The sequence below is a fragment of the Pantoea sp. SO10 genome, from assembly GCF_005281435.1.
Taxonomy (GTDB): domain Bacteria; phylum Pseudomonadota; class Gammaproteobacteria; order Enterobacterales; family Enterobacteriaceae; genus Pantoea; species Pantoea leporis.
This window is the reverse complement of record NZ_CP040095.1, coordinates 4,101,482-4,120,066: the sequence shown is the minus strand read 5'-3', so window position 1 is coordinate 4,120,066 and position 18,585 is coordinate 4,101,482. Positions and strand designations below refer to the sequence as shown.

Annotated in this window: 20 protein-coding genes; 8 read left to right on the top strand and 12 right to left on the bottom strand. The window is 55.4% G+C overall.

All coding sequences use genetic code 11. The annotated features are described in order from the left end of the window. Positions 1-12: 12 nt before the first annotated feature. The 3 genes from slmA to coaBC all read right to left on the bottom strand — a co-directional run bounded on the left by slmA (position 13) and on the right by coaBC (position 2,382). Positions 13-609 (bottom strand): nucleoid occlusion factor SlmA, encoded by a 597-nt coding sequence (slmA, locus tag FCN45_RS19115; RefSeq protein WP_137386782.1) that lies wholly within the window; start codon positions 607-609, stop codon positions 13-15. Positions 610-725: 116 nt separating this feature from the next. Beyond that, positions 726-1,184, bottom strand: coding sequence for a dUTP diphosphatase (gene dut, locus FCN45_RS19110; protein ID WP_167391166.1), 459 nt, complete (start codon positions 1,182-1,184; stop codon positions 726-728). Further along, on the bottom strand, positions 1,162-2,382 hold the full coding sequence (coaBC, locus tag FCN45_RS19105) for a bifunctional phosphopantothenoylcysteine decarboxylase/phosphopantothenate--cysteine ligase CoaBC (RefSeq protein WP_137386781.1): 1,221 nt from the start codon (positions 2,380-2,382) through the stop codon (positions 1,162-1,164). Before coaBC ends, dut begins: the two co-directional genes overlap by 23 nt. 185 nt (positions 2,383-2,567) lie before the next feature. Here coaBC and radC point away from each other — a divergent pair, with 185 nt between their 5' ends. The 4 genes from radC (at position 2,568) to mutM (ending at position 4,762) form a co-directional block, all read left to right on the top strand. Then, positions 2,568-3,224: a DNA repair protein RadC gene (radC, locus tag FCN45_RS19100; protein ID WP_101760688.1), complete on the top strand. Its 657-nt coding sequence runs from the start codon at positions 2,568-2,570 to the stop codon at positions 3,222-3,224. A gap of 243 nt (positions 3,225-3,467) precedes the next feature. Next, positions 3,468-3,704 (top strand): 50S ribosomal protein L28, encoded by a 237-nt coding sequence (gene rpmB / locus FCN45_RS19095; RefSeq protein ID WP_007885297.1) that lies wholly within the window; start codon positions 3,468-3,470, stop codon positions 3,702-3,704. Between the two features lie 11 nt (positions 3,705-3,715). Next, positions 3,716-3,883, top strand: a complete 168-nt coding sequence (gene rpmG, locus FCN45_RS19090) for a 50S ribosomal protein L33 (protein WP_001051798.1) — start codon at positions 3,716-3,718, stop codon at positions 3,881-3,883. 69 nt (positions 3,884-3,952) lie between these two features. Further along, positions 3,953-4,762 carry a bifunctional DNA-formamidopyrimidine glycosylase/DNA-(apurinic or apyrimidinic site) lyase gene (mutM, locus tag FCN45_RS19085; RefSeq protein WP_137386780.1) on the top strand — a complete coding sequence of 270 codons (810 nt, stop codon included), beginning with the start codon at positions 3,953-3,955 and terminating at the stop codon, positions 4,760-4,762. 1 nt (position 4,763) lies between these two features. Here mutM and coaD read toward each other — a convergent pair whose 3' ends face one another. The 6 genes from coaD to FCN45_RS19055 all read right to left on the bottom strand — a co-directional run bounded on the left by coaD (position 4,764) and on the right by FCN45_RS19055 (position 10,621). Next, positions 4,764-5,258, bottom strand: a complete 495-nt coding sequence (gene coaD / locus FCN45_RS19080) for a pantetheine-phosphate adenylyltransferase (protein WP_137386779.1) — start codon at positions 5,256-5,258, stop codon at positions 4,764-4,766. Then, positions 5,255-6,031 carry a glycosyltransferase family 2 protein gene (locus tag FCN45_RS19075; RefSeq protein ID WP_101760685.1) on the bottom strand — a complete coding sequence of 259 codons (777 nt, stop codon included), beginning with the start codon at positions 6,029-6,031 and terminating at the stop codon, positions 5,255-5,257. The genes coaD and FCN45_RS19075 overlap by 4 nt, the downstream gene beginning before the upstream one ends. Positions 6,032-6,034: 3 nt before the next feature. Then, positions 6,035-7,309, bottom strand: a complete 1,275-nt coding sequence (gene waaA, locus FCN45_RS19070; RefSeq protein WP_101760684.1) for a lipid IV(A) 3-deoxy-D-manno-octulosonic acid transferase — start codon at positions 7,307-7,309, stop codon at positions 6,035-6,037. Positions 7,310-7,394: 85 nt separating this feature from the next. Beyond that, positions 7,395-8,528 (bottom strand): glycosyltransferase family 4 protein, encoded by a 1,134-nt coding sequence (locus FCN45_RS19065; RefSeq protein ID WP_137386778.1) that lies wholly within the window; start codon positions 8,526-8,528, stop codon positions 7,395-7,397. Continuing rightward, the gene (gene rfaQ, locus FCN45_RS19060) at positions 8,521-9,597 is read right to left on the bottom strand and encodes a putative lipopolysaccharide heptosyltransferase III (RefSeq protein WP_137386777.1); all 1,077 of its coding nucleotides are present in this window, start codon (positions 9,595-9,597) and stop codon (positions 8,521-8,523) included. The genes FCN45_RS19065 and rfaQ overlap by 8 nt, the downstream gene beginning before the upstream one ends. 73 nt (positions 9,598-9,670) lie before the next feature. Continuing rightward, positions 9,671-10,621 carry a glycosyltransferase gene (locus tag FCN45_RS19055; RefSeq protein ID WP_371419606.1) on the bottom strand — a complete coding sequence of 317 codons (951 nt, stop codon included), beginning with the start codon at positions 10,619-10,621 and terminating at the stop codon, positions 9,671-9,673. A gap of 204 nt (positions 10,622-10,825) precedes the next feature. Between FCN45_RS19055 and FCN45_RS19050 the strand changes: the two genes are divergently transcribed. After that, on the top strand, positions 10,826-11,857 hold the full coding sequence (locus FCN45_RS19050; protein ID WP_137386775.1) for a glycosyltransferase family 9 protein: 1,032 nt from the start codon (positions 10,826-10,828) through the stop codon (positions 11,855-11,857). On the opposite strand, the gene FCN45_RS19045 is transcribed toward FCN45_RS19050, so the two are convergent. Further along, the gene (locus FCN45_RS19045; protein ID WP_137386774.1) at positions 11,838-12,803 is read right to left on the bottom strand and encodes a polysaccharide deacetylase family protein; all 966 of its coding nucleotides are present in this window, start codon (positions 12,801-12,803) and stop codon (positions 11,838-11,840) included. The genes FCN45_RS19050 and FCN45_RS19045 overlap by 20 nt on opposite strands. Positions 12,804-13,008: 205 nt before the next feature. On the opposite strand from FCN45_RS19045, the gene FCN45_RS19040 reads away from it, so the two are divergent. Further along, entirely contained in the window at positions 13,009-14,091 is a 1,083-nt protein-coding gene (locus tag FCN45_RS19040; protein WP_137386921.1) for a glycosyltransferase, read from the top strand. A 35-nt stretch (positions 14,092-14,126) separates the two neighbouring features. On the opposite strand, the gene tdh is transcribed toward FCN45_RS19040, so the two are convergent. Further along, on the bottom strand, positions 14,127-15,155 hold the full coding sequence (gene tdh / locus FCN45_RS19035; protein ID WP_101760674.1) for an L-threonine 3-dehydrogenase: 1,029 nt from the start codon (positions 15,153-15,155) through the stop codon (positions 14,127-14,129). After that, complete coding sequence (locus FCN45_RS19030) at positions 15,152-16,360, bottom strand: glycine C-acetyltransferase (protein WP_137386773.1); 1,209 nt, start codon at positions 16,358-16,360, stop codon at positions 15,152-15,154. Before FCN45_RS19030 ends, tdh begins: the two co-directional genes overlap by 4 nt. A gap of 231 nt (positions 16,361-16,591) precedes the next feature. Here FCN45_RS19030 and rfaD point away from each other — a divergent pair, with 231 nt between their 5' ends. Both rfaD and rfaF read left to right on the top strand, forming a co-directional pair. Further along, the gene (rfaD, locus tag FCN45_RS19025; protein WP_137386772.1) at positions 16,592-17,524 is read left to right on the top strand and encodes an ADP-glyceromanno-heptose 6-epimerase; all 933 of its coding nucleotides are present in this window, start codon (positions 16,592-16,594) and stop codon (positions 17,522-17,524) included. 17 nt (positions 17,525-17,541) lie between these two features. Beyond that, complete coding sequence (rfaF, locus tag FCN45_RS19020) at positions 17,542-18,585, top strand: ADP-heptose--LPS heptosyltransferase RfaF (protein ID WP_137386771.1); 1,044 nt, start codon at positions 17,542-17,544, stop codon at positions 18,583-18,585.

The window sequence follows — 18,585 nt, the reverse complement described above, 5'->3', positions numbered from 1 at the left end:
CGACCTGGTCTTTTAAACCAACTGTGCCGCCATCAGCGGCCAGCGGCTCTCGAAATCCACGGTCGGACGAAACCGAAACTCCGAGCGCACATAGCGCGACAACAGCCCTTCACAAAACGCCAGTAACTGGCTCGCCAGCAGCGTTTCGTCGTTCTGGAAACCTTCACCATCACGCATTTTCTTCTCGCGCATCACTTGACGCAGCTGCACTTCAATACGCTCAAACAGCTGATTAATACGCCCTTGCAGGCGATCCTGTTCAAACATCAGCGCGTGGCCGGTCAAAATACGCGTCAGCCCCGGATTACGCTCACCAAATCCCAGAATCAGCTGCACGATTAAACGCAGGCGCGTCAGCGTCTCTTTTTCATCTTTCAGGATCAGATTGATGCGGGTAATCAGACTGTCTTCAATAAACTCGATCAGGCTGTCAAACATGCGCGTTTTGCTGGGAAAGTGGCGATAAAGCGCCGCTTCCGACACGCCGACATTAGCGGCCAGCTTCGCGGTGGTGATGCGCTGACTGCCATCGCCCGACTCCAGCATTTGCGCCAGCGCCTGCAAAATCTCTTCGCGACGATTCCGTTTCGCGACTTTTTTTTCTGCCATGACCTTCAACACCCCTGAAATTCACCAAAAACAGGCAATACTGCCTCATCTGCCACAGACATAGCGGCCTGTGGCGACAAGAAATAAAAAGATGGCTAAGCGAAAAGTGTCGCGTGTTACTGGCGGCCTGAGTGACCGAAGCCGCCTGCGCCGCGGTCGCTGGTGTCAAAATCTTCCACCAGGTTAAATTCGGCCTGCACGACCGGCACGAAGACCAGCTGTGCTAAACGGTCGCCTGGCTGCAGCGTGAAGCTGTCCTGGCCGCGGTTCCACACGGAAACCATCAGTTGGCCCTGATAATCGGAGTCGATTAAACCGACCAGATTACCCAGCACGATGCCATGTTTATGGCCAAGACCGGAGCGCGGCAGAATCACGGCGGCAAGAGCAGGATCGGCAATGTGAATCGCCAAACCGGTGGGAACCAGCGTGGTCATGCCGGGTGTGATTTCCAGCGCATCATCCAGGCAGGCGCGTAAATCGAGGCCTGCGGAACCAGAGGTTGCATAAGTCGGCAGCGGGAATTCATTGCCCACACGTGCATCAAGAATTTTAACGTCGATTTTTTTCATCATAACGGCTGACAATCTCGTCTATTAATTGTTGGCCAAGGAGCGTCTTATCACTGAGCGGTAAGACTTTTTCTCCTTCCTGCCAAAAAAGGTGAAGAGCATTGGTGTCGCTATTGAAGCCCTGACCCGCCTGCGCCACATCGTTGGCACAAATCAGATCCAGGTTTTTTCGCACCCGTTTTTGCCGCGCGTATTCTTCCACATTCTGGGTTTCGGCAGCAAATCCCACAACATAAGGGCGATTTTCCTGCAGCGCCGCGACGCCTGCGACAATATCGGGGTTCTTCACCAACTGCAGCGTGACGCTGTCGTCGCCACCCTGTTTTTTGATTTTCTCTGCGGCAATGTTAGCCGCCCGGTAGTCTGCCACGGCTGCGCTGGCAATGAAAATATGTTGTTGCTGGATTTGCGCCATCACCGCCGCTTCCATCTCCAGCGCGCTGTCGACGTTCACGCGTTGCACGCCAGCTGGCGTTGGCAGCGCCACTGGGCCGGTAACTAATGTCACCTTCGCACCGCGTTTGGCCGCAGCCGCAGCAATCGCAAAGCCCATCTTGCCCGAGCTGTGATTGCTGATATACCGCACCGGGTCCAGCGCTTCGCGGGTTGGACCGGCGGTGATCATAATGCTGAGATGTTGCAGATCGTTGACGGGCGCAGCCCATTCAAGCGCGTGCGCCACAATCGCCAGCGGATCGAGCATGCGGCCGGGACCCACATCGCCGCACGCCTGGCTGCCGCTGTCGGGGCCCCAAATCAGTACGCCGCGCTGCTGCAGACGCTGCAGGTTCTCTTGCGTGATCGCCGCGCGGTACATCTGTTGATTCATGGCCGGGACGATGGCAACCGGCGCTGCGCTTGCCAGGCACGCGGTAGTGACCAAATCATTCGCCATGCCGGCAGTGACGCGGGCAATCAGATCGGCGGTAGCCGGTGCCAGCACAATTAAATCGGCCCATTTCGCCAGTTCAATATGGCCCATCGCCGCTTCGGCTGCCGGGTCGAGCAAATCATCAAATACCGGATAACCGGAAACCGCCTGCAGGCTCAGCGGAGTAATAAAGGCCCTGGCCGCTTCGGTCATCATTACGCGCACATCAGCACCGCGATCGCGCAGCCGACGCACCAGCTCCGGCGCTTTGTATGCAGCAATGCCGCCGCTCACGCCCAGCAGAATTTTCTTTCCAGCTAATCCCGTCATGTTGTTCGCCTCAAAGCAAATTGCCGCGTCAGGGGCGGCAGATGCAGGCAACTTTATCACAAAATCCACAGTGCGCCTTTTCACTGCCTGCGGCCTTTGCGAGCTGGCTCTGAAATCGTTCAGCGCGTGCTAGCGCTGACGGTGGCTGACGCGCAGAATCGCCGCATCGCAGGGAGGAGATGGTCATGACGGAACTGGCACCACGGGAAAAACTGATGTTAATGGGCGCTGAAGTGTTGAGTGATGCTGAGCTGCTGGCGATTTTTTTGCGTACCGGTATCAGCGGCACCAGCGTGCTGCTGTTGGCGCATCAGATGTTGAACGAGTTTGGCTCGCTCTATCGCATTATGACGGCCAGCAAAGAGGAACTCGGGCAGATTAAAGGCGTGGGCAGCGCCAAAATGACGCAGCTTTATGCCATCGCCGAGCTGGGAAGGCGATTTTTTGCCAGCCAGCTGGCGCGGGAAAACGTGATGGAGAATCCGCAGGTGACGCGCCATTACCTGCAAAGCGTGCTGGCGCATCAGGAGCGCGAAGTGTTTATGGCGCTGTTCCTCGATAATCAGCACCGCGTGTTGCAGGCGCAGAAGATGTTTTCCGGCTCGATTGCCAGCGTGGAAGTTCACCCGCGCGAAATCGTGCGCGAAGCGCTGAAACTTAACGCGGCGGCGGTAATTCTGGCGCACAATCATCCGTCGGGAATCGCGGAACCCAGTCGCGCCGACCGGGATATTACCGGAAAAGTCGGGCAAGCGTGCGCGCTGCTCAATATCCGTTTACTTGATCATTTGGTGATCGGTCACGGCGAGTTTACCTCTTTCGCCGAGCGCGGTTGGTTGTAATTCATCGATTCAACTGAACAGAAATAGGGCATTTTTGCGCGATCCAGAGGGATCTTTATCTGTTCGGGACTTGAGCACTCGGGCTGAGCGGCGTATACTACGCCACCTTTGAGAATCTCGGGTTTGGCGTTTGGGCCAGCTTAGCGGGTTCACATGGAACTCGCCTGGGCGGGCTAAGGCCTGACGAGGCGGCCAAAACCTAGTTTTTAAAGCTCGAGCTGATTTGATTTTTGGAGAATAGAAATGTCACGAGTCTGCCAGGTAACTGGAAAGCGTCCGGTAACGGGTAACAACCGTTCCCACGCAATGAACGCGACGAAACGCCGTTTCCTGCCGAACCTGCACTCTCACCGTTTCTGGGTTGAGAGCGAAAAGCGCTTCGTTACTCTGCGTGTATCTGCTAAAGGTATGCGTGTTATTGATAAAAAGGGCATCGATACGGTTCTGACCGAAATCCGCGCCCGTGGTGAGAAGTACTAAGGAACTGAATCATGGCTAAAGGTATTCGTGAGAAGATCAAGCTGGTTTCCTCTGCTGGTACAGGTCACTTCTATACCACCACGAAGAACAAACGTACTAAACCAGAGAAATTAGAACTGAAAAAGTTCGATCCGGTTGTACGTCAGCACGTGATCTACAAAGAAGCTAAAATTAAGTAATTTTAGTGTTCTGTGAAAAACCCGGCTTCGGCCGGGTTTTTTGTTTCTGCGATTCGTTGAGGAGATGAGATGCCTGAATTACCTGAGGTAGAAACCAGTCGTCGCGGTATCGAACCCCACATGGTGGGTGCCACGATTCTGCATGCGGTGGTGCGCAATCCACGTTTGCGCTGGCCGGTCTCGCATGAAATCCACGCGCTGAGCGACCAACCCGTATTGAGCGTGCAGCGTCGCGCTAAGTATTTGCTGCTCGAACTGCCGCATGGCTGGATCATCATTCACCTCGGCATGTCCGGCAGTCTGCGCGTGCTACCCGGCGAACAACCGGCCGCCAAACATGACCATGTCGATTTAGTGATGAGCAACGGCAAAGTGTTGCGCTACACCGATCCACGTCGCTTTGGCGCCTGGCTGTGGAGCAATGACCTCGCAGGCAGCAGCGTGCTGGCCCATCTCGGTCCGGAACCGCTCAGCAGCGAATTTGATGGTGCCTATCTGTTTGAAAAGTCACGCTGCAAACGCACCGTGATTAAACAGTGGCTGATGGATAACAAAGTGGTGGTGGGCGTCGGGAACATTTACGCCAGCGAATCGCTGTTTACTGCCGGGATCTTGCCCGATCGTTCGGCAATGAGTTTGAGTCAGGAAGAGGCCGAGCTGCTGGTTAACACCATCAAAGCGGTGTTGTTACGCTCGATTGAGCAGGGCGGCACCACGCTGCGTGATTTCCTGCAAACGGACGGTAAACCCGGCTACTTCGCGCAGCAGTTGCAGGTTTATGGCCGCGCCGGCGAACCTTGCCGTGCGTGCGGTACGCCGATTGTCAGCGGCAAACATGGTCAGCGCAGCACCTTCTGGTGTCCACGCTGCCAGCACTGAGTTAAGGCTGCGCCAGTCGCGCCAGTCGCGCCAGTAACGCCTTGTGCACAACGGCAGGCAGAAATGCCTGCACGTCACCGGCATGGCGCGCGACTTCTTTGACCAGCGAAGAAGAGACGAACGAGAAACCCTCTGACGGCATCAGAAACACGCTCTCCAGCGTGGGCAACAGATGACGATTCATCTGCGCCAGCTGCAGCTCATATTCGAAATCCGAAACCGCACGCAATCCACGCACCAGCACATTGGCATTCTGCGCCTGGGCAAAGTTCGCCATCAGGTCGCTAAACCCGATCACCTCGACATTCGGCAGATGTGCCGTCACCTGACGCGCCATATCCACGCGCTCATCGAGACTAAACAGCGGCTTTTTACTCGGGCTGGCGGCAATCGCCACGACGATGTGGTCAAACATCTTCGCTGCACGCGTCACAATATCCAGATGACCCAACGTGAAGGGATCAAAGGTGCCGGGATAAATCGCTTTCGTACTCATACGCGACCTTGTGTTGAGGTGTGATGCAGCGCCCAGAGCGCCGAGTATTTGTTGAAAGTGTACTGCGCATTAACCACCGCCAGAATCCAGCCCTGTTTGCCATCGAGAAAACCCGCACGCAGCAGCAGGGTTTTAACGAATGCGCCGAGCGTGTGGCTAAAGATCGAGAACAAGCCGCAGCGTTTGCCGCGCTGGAAACGCTCATTTGCCCAGGCTTCGGCATAGTTCATCTGCTTACGCTGAAACGCCATCAGGTCACGACAGGTGAGATGTTGCAGATCGCCCGCCAGCTTCACCACCGGCGCACCCTGCGTCTCCAGTGATTCATGCACCAGATTGTCGTTGTAATTGAACTTGCGCGGATAGAGGCGCATAACGCGATCGGGATACCAGCCGCTGTGGCGCATAAAGCGGCCGAGAAACAGGTTGCTGCGACCGAGGCTGTAAACGTTGTCCGAGGCGGGCTGTGCGAGAACCTGCTCGATAGCGCGACGCAATTCGGGTGTAACGCGCTCGTCGGCATCGATCATCAAAATCATCTCGCCTTGCGCATGGGCCTGCGCGCGCTGGCGCTGCTTGCCAAACCCCTGCCAGCCTTCAGCCTGGAAAACCTGCGCGCCCTGTTCGCGAGCGACCTGCATCGTGTTGTCGCTGCTGCCGGAATCGAGCACCACAATCTCATCTGCCCAACTGACAGAAGCCAGCGCCTCCGGCAGCAGTTCAGCTTCGTTTTTGGCGATCATCACCACGGAGAGACGTTGGCGTTGCGACATGAATTAGTGAGCTCGCGGCGGTAGGTGAGGTTCGAGTAACTGTAGCAGACGCTGTAATGCGCCCTGATTTTGATGCAGCACTTCCACAGCATGACGGCCGTAATAGCGGCGATAATCGTCATCCTGCAGCAGGTTAGCGACTTCTTTCTGCAGCGATACCACGTCAGTAACGGTAATCAGCCCTTCGGCCTGCTGCAGCTTGGCGCAGATATCTTTGAAGTTCCAGATGTGCGGGCCCATCAGCACCGGAATAGCATGTGCTGCCGGCTCCAGCGGATTGTGGCCGCCGCGCTCAACCAGGCTGCCGCCAACAAAGGCGAGGTCGGCGATGCCGTACAGCATCATCAGTTCGCCCATGGTGTCGCCAATGACCACCTGCGTGGAGCTTGATGGAATTTCGCCGCTGCTACGCAGGATAAAGCTGAAGCCGCGTTTTTGCGTCAGGTCGCAGGCATCTTTGAAACGTTCCGGATGGCGCGGCACCAAAATCAGCAGCAGATCGGGGAACTGCTGCAGTAGACGTCGATGCGCATCGAGCACAATTGCCTCTTCGCCTTCGTGAGTGCTGGTGGCGATCCACACCGGACGACGCGACGCCCACTGACGACGCAGCGTGACCGCTTTTGCCGCCAGCTCTGGCGTTACGGAGATATCAAACTTGAGGCTGCCGGTAACGGTGAGATGCGAACGTTTCAGGCCAAGGCTGAGGAAACGGTCGCCATCTTCGGCGTTTTGCGCGGCAATCAGCGTGATGCGCTGCAGCAGGTCGCGCATAAAGCCGCCGAGTTTCTTGTAGCCTTTGGCCGAGCGCTCAGACAGGCGCGCGTTGGCAATCACCAGCGGAATCTTGCGCTGATGCAGAATACGGATAATGTTTGGCCACAGCTCGGTTTCCATGATGATCACCAGTCGCGGATCGACGGTATCGAGGAAACGGTTAATCGACCCTGGCAGATCGTAGGGCAGGTAAACGTGGTGTACATCTTTGCCAAACGCGGACTGCGCACGTTCGGAGCCGGTTGGCGTCATGGTGGTGACGGTAATCGGCAGCGTTGGATAGCGGTGGCGCAACGCGCGCACCAGCGGCACTGCCGCCAGCGTCTCGCCGACGGAAACCGAGTGCAGCACAATGCCATGTGGCAGCACTTTTCCGCTGCAATAGCCGTAGCGTTCTGCCCAGCGTTTACGATAGGCCGGTGCTTTTCGACCGCGCAGCCACAGGCGCAACCAGATTAGTGGCTGAATCAGGTAGAGCAAGGCTGTGTATAGAGTCGTCATAGTTACCGTTACGACAGAATCGCGTCAAAAAACAGATGAAAGGCGGCATGTTATCAGAAATTAACCGCCTGCTCATACCACTTCGTCAGCTGGTCTGCAGCACTTGCTGATACAGTGAGGTCAGCGCTTGCGCCAGCCGCTGCGGACCATAAGGTTCAATTCTGCGACGTGCGGCTTCGCCCATGGCAGAATTGTGCGTAAGCGCCGGTGTTGCCAGTACGGCTTCGTTTAACGCGTTGATATCTAATGCATCGCAGACAAAACCTTCCTGACCCGCGGTGATAAACTCCGCGCCGCCGCAGCCGGTGCTGGTGATCACCGCCAGGCCGCAAGCCATCGCTTCCAGCACCACATTTGGGAAGGGATCATAAAGCGTGGGCAGCAGCAGCGCATCGGCTGCATGGTAGAACGGTTGCACGTCCTGCTGCACGCCGACGAAGCGTAAGCGATCGAGGCAATTGAGCTGGTTTGCCAGCTGCTGATAGCGCGACAGCTGCTTATCCTGGCCGACCACCACCAGATAGCGATCGCTTTTCGCCACCGCTTCAATCGCCGCTTTTAAGCCTTTGCGCTCAAAGCCCGAACCCACGTAAATCATCACCGTGGCATCTTGCGGCAGTTTGAGCTGCTGACGTGCTGCATGACGCAGCGCTTCGCTGGCTGGCTGGAAGCGTTGGCTATCAATCGCGTTGTGAATCACATGGATCTTGCTGGCATCGAGCCTGAAATGACGCAAAATATCCTGTTTTACCATCACTGAGTTACAGATCACCGCTTTCAACGACGGCGCGTTGAACATATCGGCTTCCGCCTGTAACACATAACGATGATAAGGACTGAGGCGGGCGCTTAAGCGCTGCCACGGTGACACGATGCGCGCGCGCTGCTCCAGCCAGACGCGATGCACGCCATCACCAGCACGAAAGATATCGCAACCGGCGATGCGTTCGTGGCTTTGCACAATATCGAACTTTTCGCGTTCCCAGCATTCACGCGCGGCACGCGCAAAACCGCGCTCGCGCGAGATGCGACCGAACTTCGCTGGATTGCAGATGTGCAGATGCCAGGCCGGATTCGGCGTGCCCTGCCAGCTGCGAGTGATGATATTGAGATCGAGCTGCTCACTGTCCAGCGCTTCCAGCGCACGCGAAATAAAACGTTCAGCGCCGCCGTCTGGGCGGTATTTCTGCCGGACAATCGCCAGGCGTAACTTACTCATGCAAAAAACTCCGGGCGGCAGCCACCACATCCTCAACGGGAATGGCAGAAAGATAGCGCTGTTGCGTGTTGGTATCGATGTCGTCTGGCGAGGGTAGCGGGCCATAATCACCGGCCCAAATCACGCGATTGTGATCGCCCCACGGACGCCAGTGTTGCAGCTTGGTAGGTCCAAACAGCGCAAGACACGGCGTTTCCAGCGCGGCGGCCATGTGCATCGGCGCAGAATCTACGCCGATAAACAGCTGTGCCGCGTCAATCAGCGCCGCCAGCTGCGGCAAGGATAATTCTCCCGCCAGCGACACCACGTTGTGGCTGCGACACAGCGACTGAATATTGGCGATCATTGCCATTTCTTTCTGGTCCGGCGCCGCCGTCAGTACCACGGTGCGGCCTTCGGCAGCGAGCGCATCAATTAGCTGTGCGACTTTTTCATCTTCCCAGCATTTGAACAGCCAGCGTGAAGTGGGTTGCAGCACAACAAACGGCATTTTCACCGCATGATGAGCCAGTACATCCTGCACTATTTGTTGATCGGCTGTGCTGAAATGCATCGAGGCTTTTGCGCCGGCGGCGCTGATGCCCAGCGGCTTCAGCGCCGCCATATTCTGTTCAACCGTATGCAGCTGATGATGATCTTCCGTACTGACCAGATGGTTGTGCATCCAGCGCCATAAGGCGTTATCACGTTTGCGGAAGGCAAAACCGATACGCACCGGCGCGCCAGAGAATCCGGTAATGATGGCGCTGCGCCACTGATCGGCGAGGTTAATCACCAGGTCATAATGGCACGCGCGCACCGCGGAAAGCAGGGCCATTTCATGCCGGAATTTCTGCCAGCCGCCTTCCTTCTTCCAGTTGCGATCGATGATGTGCAACTGGCGAATGGCCGGGTGCGCCTCCAGCATTGGACGGGTTTCTTTGTAGAGCAGAACGTCGATGTTCGCCTGAGGATAGCGTTGGCGCAGCGCGTTTATCGCGGGCGTGGTCAGCAGCATGTCGCCGTGATGACGCAGCTTGATCAGCAGAATATTTTTCGGTGCAAATTGGTCTGGAATCGGGCTTGCCATACTCAAATGATCTCAGAATTCAGTCAGCTGATTGTAAGGCAAACCCCAAAGGCGTGAAAGCCGGACGCGGCGCTTATTTCTTGCGCCAGCGGTAAATCCGGCTTAGCCACAGCAGCAGTTGATACCATTGCTTTATACCGCGCGCGTTACGCAGCATGCGCCGGTGAGTTTGCGTAGCGAACAGATCGGCAATCATCGCCTGACGTGCGCTCTCTTCGGGTTCGCGTCGGATACAGTGGCAGACGCTGAGCGCCTCATGCGTAATCTGGTAGTGAAATGCCGGGTAGATTTTTACCTTATGACGGTAGCGTGCATTGAGCTCTTCCAGCAACTGCGCGATTCTCAGATAGTGACGCTGATATTCCACATTACGCTGGCCGGTGCGCTTACGGTTGCTGATGGAAGCATCATGCATGTAGTAGCAGTACAACACTTTATCGGTGTAACGCACACGTTGCGCGTTGAGCATGAACTCGGTGGTCCATGGAATGTCCTGATGATGCAGGCCGGGTTCAAAGTAGAGTTTGAGCTGTTCGATCAACTCTCGGCGGTAAATGCCCAGCCAAACCACATGCATGTAGCGATGCGTTTGCAGCGCCTTATTAAGCCACTCAGGGCCGCTCAGTACCTGGGTGCTGGTGAGGCGATCGAGCGGAATCAGCGGTTTTACTTGCTGGCTGGCTTTGAAAAACCATTCCGCGTTGCACTGTGCGGCATCAAGGTTGTCGCGCTCCGCCATCTCAACCAGCGTTTGATACATCGCGGCATCCATGGTGTCGTCAGCATCCGGAAACGAAACGTACTTACCGCGCGCCACCGCTAAGCCCGCATTACGCGCGCGCGATACGCCGCCATTGGTCTGATGGATAACGCGAACATGGGGATGCTGCTGCGCATAAGCATCAGCACGTTCGCCCGAACCGTCAGTGGAACCATCATCGACAATGATAATTTCCAGTGAGGTGAGAGTTTGAGCCAGCAGCGAATTCATAAACGTCTCAAACATCACGCCAGCGTTGAACAGGGGCGTGATGACCGAGAGCAAAGGGATAGTTTGCGACATTGTTCATCTAATAATTTACAAATTTATTACATCAATTATTAGTAAGGAATTCAGAACTTTTTGCACATTAATGGTCAAAAGCCTTTTGTTCCCTGGTTTTCCGCATTTTTTTTGAGTTTGTCTTAGTGGATAAGCGAGACAACGCTCCTCAATCTGGGCATCAGCATGAAAAATATTCTCGTGATTAGGCGCGATAACATTGGCGACATGGTGTGTACCACCCCGCTACTGGAAGGGTTAAAACGGGCCTTTCCCGAGGCAAAACTGACCTTGTTAGTAAACAAAGTTGCTGAGGATGTGGTGAGCCATAATCCGCATGTTGATCGCCTGTATGTTTACAAGAAAGCTAAGCACCGCGCTAAAAACGAAACCACGCTAGGTGTCTATTGGCAGCGAATAAAGGTCATGCTGGCGCTGCGTAAAACGCGCTTTGATGCGACCATTCTGGCGAATCCTGTGCCGTGTAAATACAGTCTGCGATTGGCGAAAATGGCCGGTGCAGGGAATGTGATTGGCGCGGCTCAGAATGACGCACAGCTTGATCATCCGTTCCAGAAAAGTGATTTCCACGGCGAGCATCAGGTTGAACACACCTACTCTTATCTCTCTGCGCTAACCAGCACGCCGCCTGCTATACCCGCTGTGAATCTCTATCTCTCCACCAGCGAACGTGAAGCAGCTGGCAAACGCATCAGCGCTTTGTTCTCCTCATTGGGCAAGGTTTATGGCGTGCACATCAGTAGTCGCAGCCCAAAGCGCCGCTGGCCGGTGGAATCCTATGCGGCTTTTATCAATAAGCTGCTGGAAGATGAGCAGGCGCGCGTGCTGGTATTCTGGTCGCCGCAGGGAACGCTCGATCTCAATGATAAAGGCGATGCAGCACGCACCGATGAGCTGATGCAGTTGGTCAATTCGCCGCGGGTGGCGCGCTATCCCACCGCATCTGTGCGCGAACTGGTGGCGGGTTTTGATCGCTGTGAGCAGATTCTGTGTAGCGATGGCGGGCAGATGCATCTTGCCGCCGGGCTGCACAAAAAGCAGGTGGTGTTTTTTGGTGATACCAATGCCAGCCAGTGGCATCCGTGGTCAGGGGAATACCGGATCATGCAGACCGCTTCGGGCGAATGTCAGGATGTCTCGCCAGAAGCAGTATGGGAAGCATGGCAGCAACTCAGCGTTAAGCCTGTTGCAGTTTGAAGTTGTCGTGATACTCCGACAGTGTCTGTCCGACGAAGCGGGGGGCTAACCAGCTAAACAACGCTTCTAAATCTTCGTACAGTCGCTCGATATCCTGTTGGTTTTTGAACGTTGGACTGCCGTCAGGCATAAATTCTGAGCTGTGCAGCATAAACTCGGCGTAATCCTGGCCTTCCGCCAGCGACATTTCAACCACCCGTTTCATGTCAGCCAGATTCCCGCCTGATGGACGTAACCAATAAACGGCAGGACTCTTTTGTTTGCCGCGTAAGCGGTACAGACCCTGTTTGACCGTATTCATCAGCGGTGAATACTTGTATTGAATGCTCATGGGGATTTCGAGCAGCGAGGAGTGACCGCTGCGTGAGATGTCGTCAGGATCGATAAAATAAGGTTTATGCGGGAAGTGAGTGTAGTTCGTGCCGCCTTTCCCCTGCGGCGCACCACGGGTGAAGGCCCAGTTAACGCGCGGTGTGACGGAGCAGTCTACCTTATAGCCCAGTTCAGTTAAGATCGCCGCATAGCGCTCATCAAAAGCCCAGCGTCCGGCACGATGGCTGAGCATTTTTGTCTGGAACTTCTCCTCCAGCAGATCAGTCATATAGGCAACTTTATCCCGCAGTACTGCATCGGGATATTCAATCAGAAAAGGTTGCCAGCGCCAGTCATCATCGGTGAGTGGCGCTTCCGGTGGGCTGTTCCAGGCGTGAAGATGCATGCCAATTTCGCCCTGCTTGCGTGCAATCACATCTTTGCCGAATTCGACAAAAGCAGGATCCGTTGCCATTTCATAGTTGGTTAGCCAGGTAGGTTTAAAACCATAGCGCTCACATAAAGCCTGAAAGCGTGGCAAATAGCCGGTATTTTCAGTGGTGATGGAGCGATGATTGCGCCAAAGGTTGTCGCCTTCGGTGTCTATGGTAATAAGGAAAGCATGCCGGGTCATGTTTGCCGCCTGAGGCCAATAAAATCGCAATGTTACGCTGTGCTTTTCAGTGACGCAAAACTAATTGCTGCGGATGCTTAGAGCGAAAATAGCGCCGTGAAAAATCGGATTTGCTAGCAGACTGCGTTAAGATTCACGCGGCATTATTTAGTCAAACAGAGTTTTAAAATCGGACAGGTGGAGCATTTTGTCAAAGCGCATACTGATGGTGATTGATGGTTTACCGGGCGGTGGAGCCGAAAAAGTCGTGCTGACGTTGGTGACCGGTATGCTTGAGTTGGGACATCGGGTGTCGCTGTTTTCGCTGCGCAAAGTATGCGATTACCCTTTGCCTGACGGCGTTGATTATCAGGTCATCCAGGATACTAATCGTCAGCCCTGGCGCAAGCTGACCGAATTAACGCGTCGCGCCAGATTGCTGGATGACGCTGTTCTGCGGGCAGAACAGAGCGCCGGTAAATACGATTTAGTGGTATCTCATTTACACAAAACCGATCGTATTGTGCGCCGTTGTCGGACGCTCTTGCCTCGTAAAACCTGGTTTTGTCTACACGGTGTATTCTCCGCCTCCTATCTGGGCCATCGTGCGGGACTATCGCGCTGGTTAAAAGCACGCAAAATTCACCGTGTTTATCAGGCACGCAACGTGATTGGCGTCTCTGCTGCGGTGGTGGAAGACCTAAAGACTGCTTTTGCGGTTACGCCGGCGCGCGAGGCCGTGATTGGTAATCCGTTCGATATCGAAGATATTAAGCAACGTGCAGCCGAGCCGGCTGATGTGCCGCCGCAGGGATTTCTGGTGCATGTGGGGCGATTTCACGAAACCAAACGTCATGATCGCTTGTTGCAAGCCTATGCACTGAGCAACATACCGCTGCCGCTGGTGTTATTAGGCCAGGGATCACCGCAGCGTAAAGCTGCGCTGCAGACGCTGGCCCAGCAGTTGGGTATTGCGGATCGCGTCATCTTTCAGGGATTTACGCTCAATCCTTATGCGTGGATTAGCCGGGCAACAATGCTGATAGTCAGCTCGGACAGCGAAGGTTTTGGTAATGTCCTGATTGAAGCGATGCTATGCGGCACGCCGGTGGTGAGTACGCGCTGTCCGGGTGGGCCAGCTTCGTTACTACAAGGCGATTTGGCGCGCGGACTGGCGGATTTAACACCTGAATCACTGGCAGAAAAGATGCTGGAGATTTATCAGTCCCCACCTCAGCTCCATGCTGATGAGTTCGCTGCTTTTGATACCAAGGTCATTTGCCAGCGCTATCTGGCGCTGGCCGAATAATCATAAATGGGAGCATTGCTCCCTTTTATGAGGGTTTAATCCCAGCTCAACACCACTTTGCCGGATCTTCCCGAGCGCATCTCATCAAAGCCCTGCTGGAACTCATCAATGTGATAGCGATGGGTGATGATAGGCGTGAGATCGAGGCCGGACTGAATCAGCGCAGCCATCTTGTACCAGGTTTCGAACATCTCGCGGCCGTAGATGCCTTTGATGAACAAGCCTTTAAAGATCACCTGATTCCAGTCGATGGACATCTCGCCCGGCGGAATGCCCAGCAGCGCGATGCGACCACCGTGGTTCATTACCTCCAGCAAGGTGCGGAACGCCGGTGGCGCACCAGACATCTCCAGACCGACATCAAAACCCTCGGTCATGCCGAGTTCGGCCATCACATCACGCAGATTTTCCTGCGCCACGTTGACAGCGCGCGTTACGCCCATTTTGCGCGCCAGATCGAGGCGATAGTCGTTGATGTCGGTGATCACCACATGGCGCGCGCCGACGTGCTTGCACACCGCCGCCGCCATGATGCCAATCGGCCCGGCACCGGAGATCAGCACATCTTCGCCCACCAGATCGAACGACAGCGCAGTGTGCACCGCATTGCCAAAGGGATCGAAAATCGCCGCCAGTTCGTCAGAAATGTTGTCGGGAATTTTAAAGGCATTAAACGCCGGAATCACCAGATATTCGGCAAAGCAGCCCTGACGATTAACGCCAACGCCTACCGTGTTGCGGCACAGATGCGTGCGTCCAGCGCGGCAGTTGCGGCAATGGCCGCAGGTGATGTGGCCTTCACCGGAAACACGATCGCCAACGGCAAAGCCCTTAACTTCCTGGCCCATTCCCACCACTTCACCCACATATTCGTGGCCGGTGATCATCGGCACCGGAATGGTTTTGCGCGACCAGTCATCCCAGTTGTAGATGTGCACGTCGGTACCGCAGATAGCGGTTTTACGAATCTTAATCAGTAGGTCGTTATGGCCGGGTTCAGGTATTGGCGCGTCCTTGACCATCCAAATGCCTTCTTCGGCTTTTAATTTGGCGAGTGCTTTCATTTCCCTGCTCCTGAAATAACGCCCAGCTGTTGACCAATACGGGTGAAGGCCGCCACGGCGTGTTCCAGCTGCGCCTGCGTATGTCCGGCAGAGATCTGCGTGCGGATACGTGCCTGACCTTGCGGTACCACCGGATAGAAGAAGCCTGTGACGTAGATTCCTTCCTGCTGCAACAGGCTGGCAAATTGCTGCGCCACTTTGGCATCGCCCAGCATCACGGGGATGATGGCGTGATCTGCGCCGGCCAGCGTGAAGCCTGCGGCAGTCATCTTCTCGCGGAAGAAGCGGGCATTTTCCCATAGACGCTGGCGCAAACCGTCACCTTCACTCAGCAGCTCCAGCACGCGAAGCGAGGCAGCCACAATCGCGGGCGCCAGCGAGTTGGAGAACAGATACGGACGCGAGCGCTGACGCAGCCACTCAACCACTTCTCTTTTCGCCGCCACGTAGCCGCCCGATGCGCCACCCAGCGCTTTACCCAGCGTGCCGGTCAGAATGTCGACGCGATCCATCACGCCGCAATATTCGTGCGTGCCGCGTCCGGCAGAACCCACAAAGCCCACCGCATGGGAATCATCGACCATCACCAGCGCATCGAATTCATCGGCCAGATCGCAAATGCCCTGCAGATTGGCAATCACCCCATCCATCGAGAACACGCCATCGGTGGCAATCAGGATGTGGCGCGCGCCTTTGTCGCGTGCTTCCTGTAAACGCGCACGCAGCTCACTCATGTCATTATTGGCGTAACGATAGCGCTGCGCTTTACACAAACGCACGCCATCAATGATCGATGCGTGATTAAGGGCATCTGAAATAATCGCGTCTTCGGCGCTGAGCAGTGTTTCAAACAGGCCGCCGTTGGCATCAAAGCAGGACGAGAACAGAATCGCGTCTTCCATGCCGAGGAACGCAGCCAGCTTGTGTTCCAGCTGCTGGTGGATGTCCTGCGTGCCGCAGATAAAGCGCACCGAGGCCATGCCAAAACCGTGCGTATCCATGCCGTCTTTCGCCGCCTGGATCAATGCCGGATGATTGGCTAAACCCAAATAGTTATTGGCGCAGAAGTTGATGACGGGCGGGCTGTTGGCAACGTTGATTTCTGCCTGCTGCGCCGACGCGATGGTGCGTTCTTGTTTGAACAATCCGTCCTGACGTGTTGTCTCAAGTTGTTGACGAATTTGCGAATAAAACTGACTGGACATGATTATGCTCCTCAGATAGCAAATATTTGGCACATATTACTGATCGAAAAGCGAATCAACGACATTTCAGCCATCAATATCTCGGTTTTGCAGCATAGTTCACGCTGCGAACAGGATTTGTGCAGCGCATACGGCGTCATCTGGCTGCCTGCGTCTGGCTGAAATGTTATGATGATAGGCATTCGTGGGTGAAACCTCCTGTTTCCCCCCAACTCTTTAAAGGCAAAGCATATGATTATCGTAACCGGTGGCGCTGGCATGATTGGCAGCAACATTGTTAAAGCGCTGAACGACCGTGGTCTGACCGACATTTTGGTGGTGGATAATCTGAAGGATGGCACCAAGTTCGTGAATCTGGCGGATCTCGACATCGCCGATTACATGGATAAAGAGGAATTCCTCAGCTACATCATGTCTGGCGAAGATCTCGGCCCCATCGAAGCCGTGTTCCATGAAGGTGCGTGTTCCGCAACCACCGAGTGGGATGGCAAGTACATGATGGATAACAACTATCAGTACTCCAAAGATCTGCTGCACTTCTGCCTCGAGCGCGAAGTCCCGTTCCTCTACGCCTCATCTGCTGCCACTTACGGCGGCCGTAATGAGAATTTCATCGAAGAGCGCCAGTACGAGCAGCCGCTGAATGTGTACGGCTACTCAAAAATGCTGTTCGATCACTACGTGCGCCAGATTCTGCCCGAAGCAGACTCACCGGTGTGCGGCTTCCGTTACTTCAACGTGTACGGCCCGCGTGAAGGCCACAAAGGCGGCATGGCGAGCGTCGCGTTCCACCTCAATACGCAAATTAGCAACGGTGAAAATCCAAAACTGTTCGAAGGCAGCGACGATTTCCGCCGCGACTTCATCCATGTTGATGACGTGGTTGCGGTAAATCTGTGGTGCTGGGAAAACGGCGTTTCCGGTATCTACAACTGCGGAACAGGCCGTGCTGAATCTTTCCAGGAAGTGGCGGATGCGGTGCTGAACTTCCATCAGAAAGGCCAGATTGAATACATTCCGTTCCCGGACAAGCTGAAAGGCCGTTATCAGGCGTTTACCCAAGCCGATCTCACCAATCTGCGTGCAGCCGGTTACGACAAGCCGTTCAAAACCGTTGCGCAAGGCGTGGGCGAATACATGGCCTGGCTGAACCGTAACGTATAAGGAAACCGGCAGCAGCGATGAAAATTCTGGTTATTGGCCCATCATGGGTCGGCGATATGATGATGTCGCAAAGTCTCTATCGCACGCTCAAGGCTGAGCATCCTGATGCGGTGATCGACGTGATGGCGCCGGCCTGGTGCCGCCCATTGTTGTCGCGTATGCCGGAAGTGAATCAGGCGCTGGCGATGCCGCTCGGCCACGGCGCATTGGCGCTGGGCGAGCGTCGTCGTTTGGGGAAAACCCTGCAGGCCAGCGGCTATGACCGCGCCTATGTGCTGCCGAACTCCTTCAAATCTGCGCTGGTGCCGTTTTTCGCCGGGATCAAACGTCGCACCGGCTGGCGCGGCGAGATGCGCTATGGCGTGTTGAATGATGTCCGCGTGCTGGACAAAGCGGCCTTTCCGTTGATGGTTGAGCGCTATGTAGCGCTCGGCTATGACAAACCGGTTGCTTCCGCGCAGCAGCTGCCGCAGCCGTTGCTGTGGCCGCAATTGCGCGTCGATGACGATGAAAAGCGGATGACGGCGGCGCAATTTGCGCTGTCCGCCGATCGTCCAGTGATTGGGTTTTGTCCGGGGGCAGAGTTTGGCCCGGCGAAGCGCTGGCCGCATTATCATTATGCCGCGCTGGCAGAGCAACTGATTGGCGAAGGTTATCAGGTCGTGCTGTTCGGTTCGGCGAAAGATCGCGAAACCGGCGACACCATTGTGCAGACGCTGTCAGAAGCGGCGCGTGCGCACTGTAAAACTCTGGCGGGTGAAACGCAACTTGAACAAGCCGTGATTCTGCTGGCGAACTGTGCAGCGGTGGTCAGTAACGATTCCGGCCTGATGCATATCGCTGCGGCGCTTAATCGTCCGCTGGTGGCGCTGTATGGCCCAAGCAGCCCGGACTTCACTCCGCCGTTATCTCAGCACGCGCGCATTATTCGTTTGATCACCGGCTATCACAAAGTCCGCAAAGGTGAGGCCGAGCAAGGTTATCACCAGAGCCTGATTGATATTCAGCCAGCGCGCGTCCATCAGGAACTGAGCGCGCTGTTGCATCCGGTGCAGGAGTAA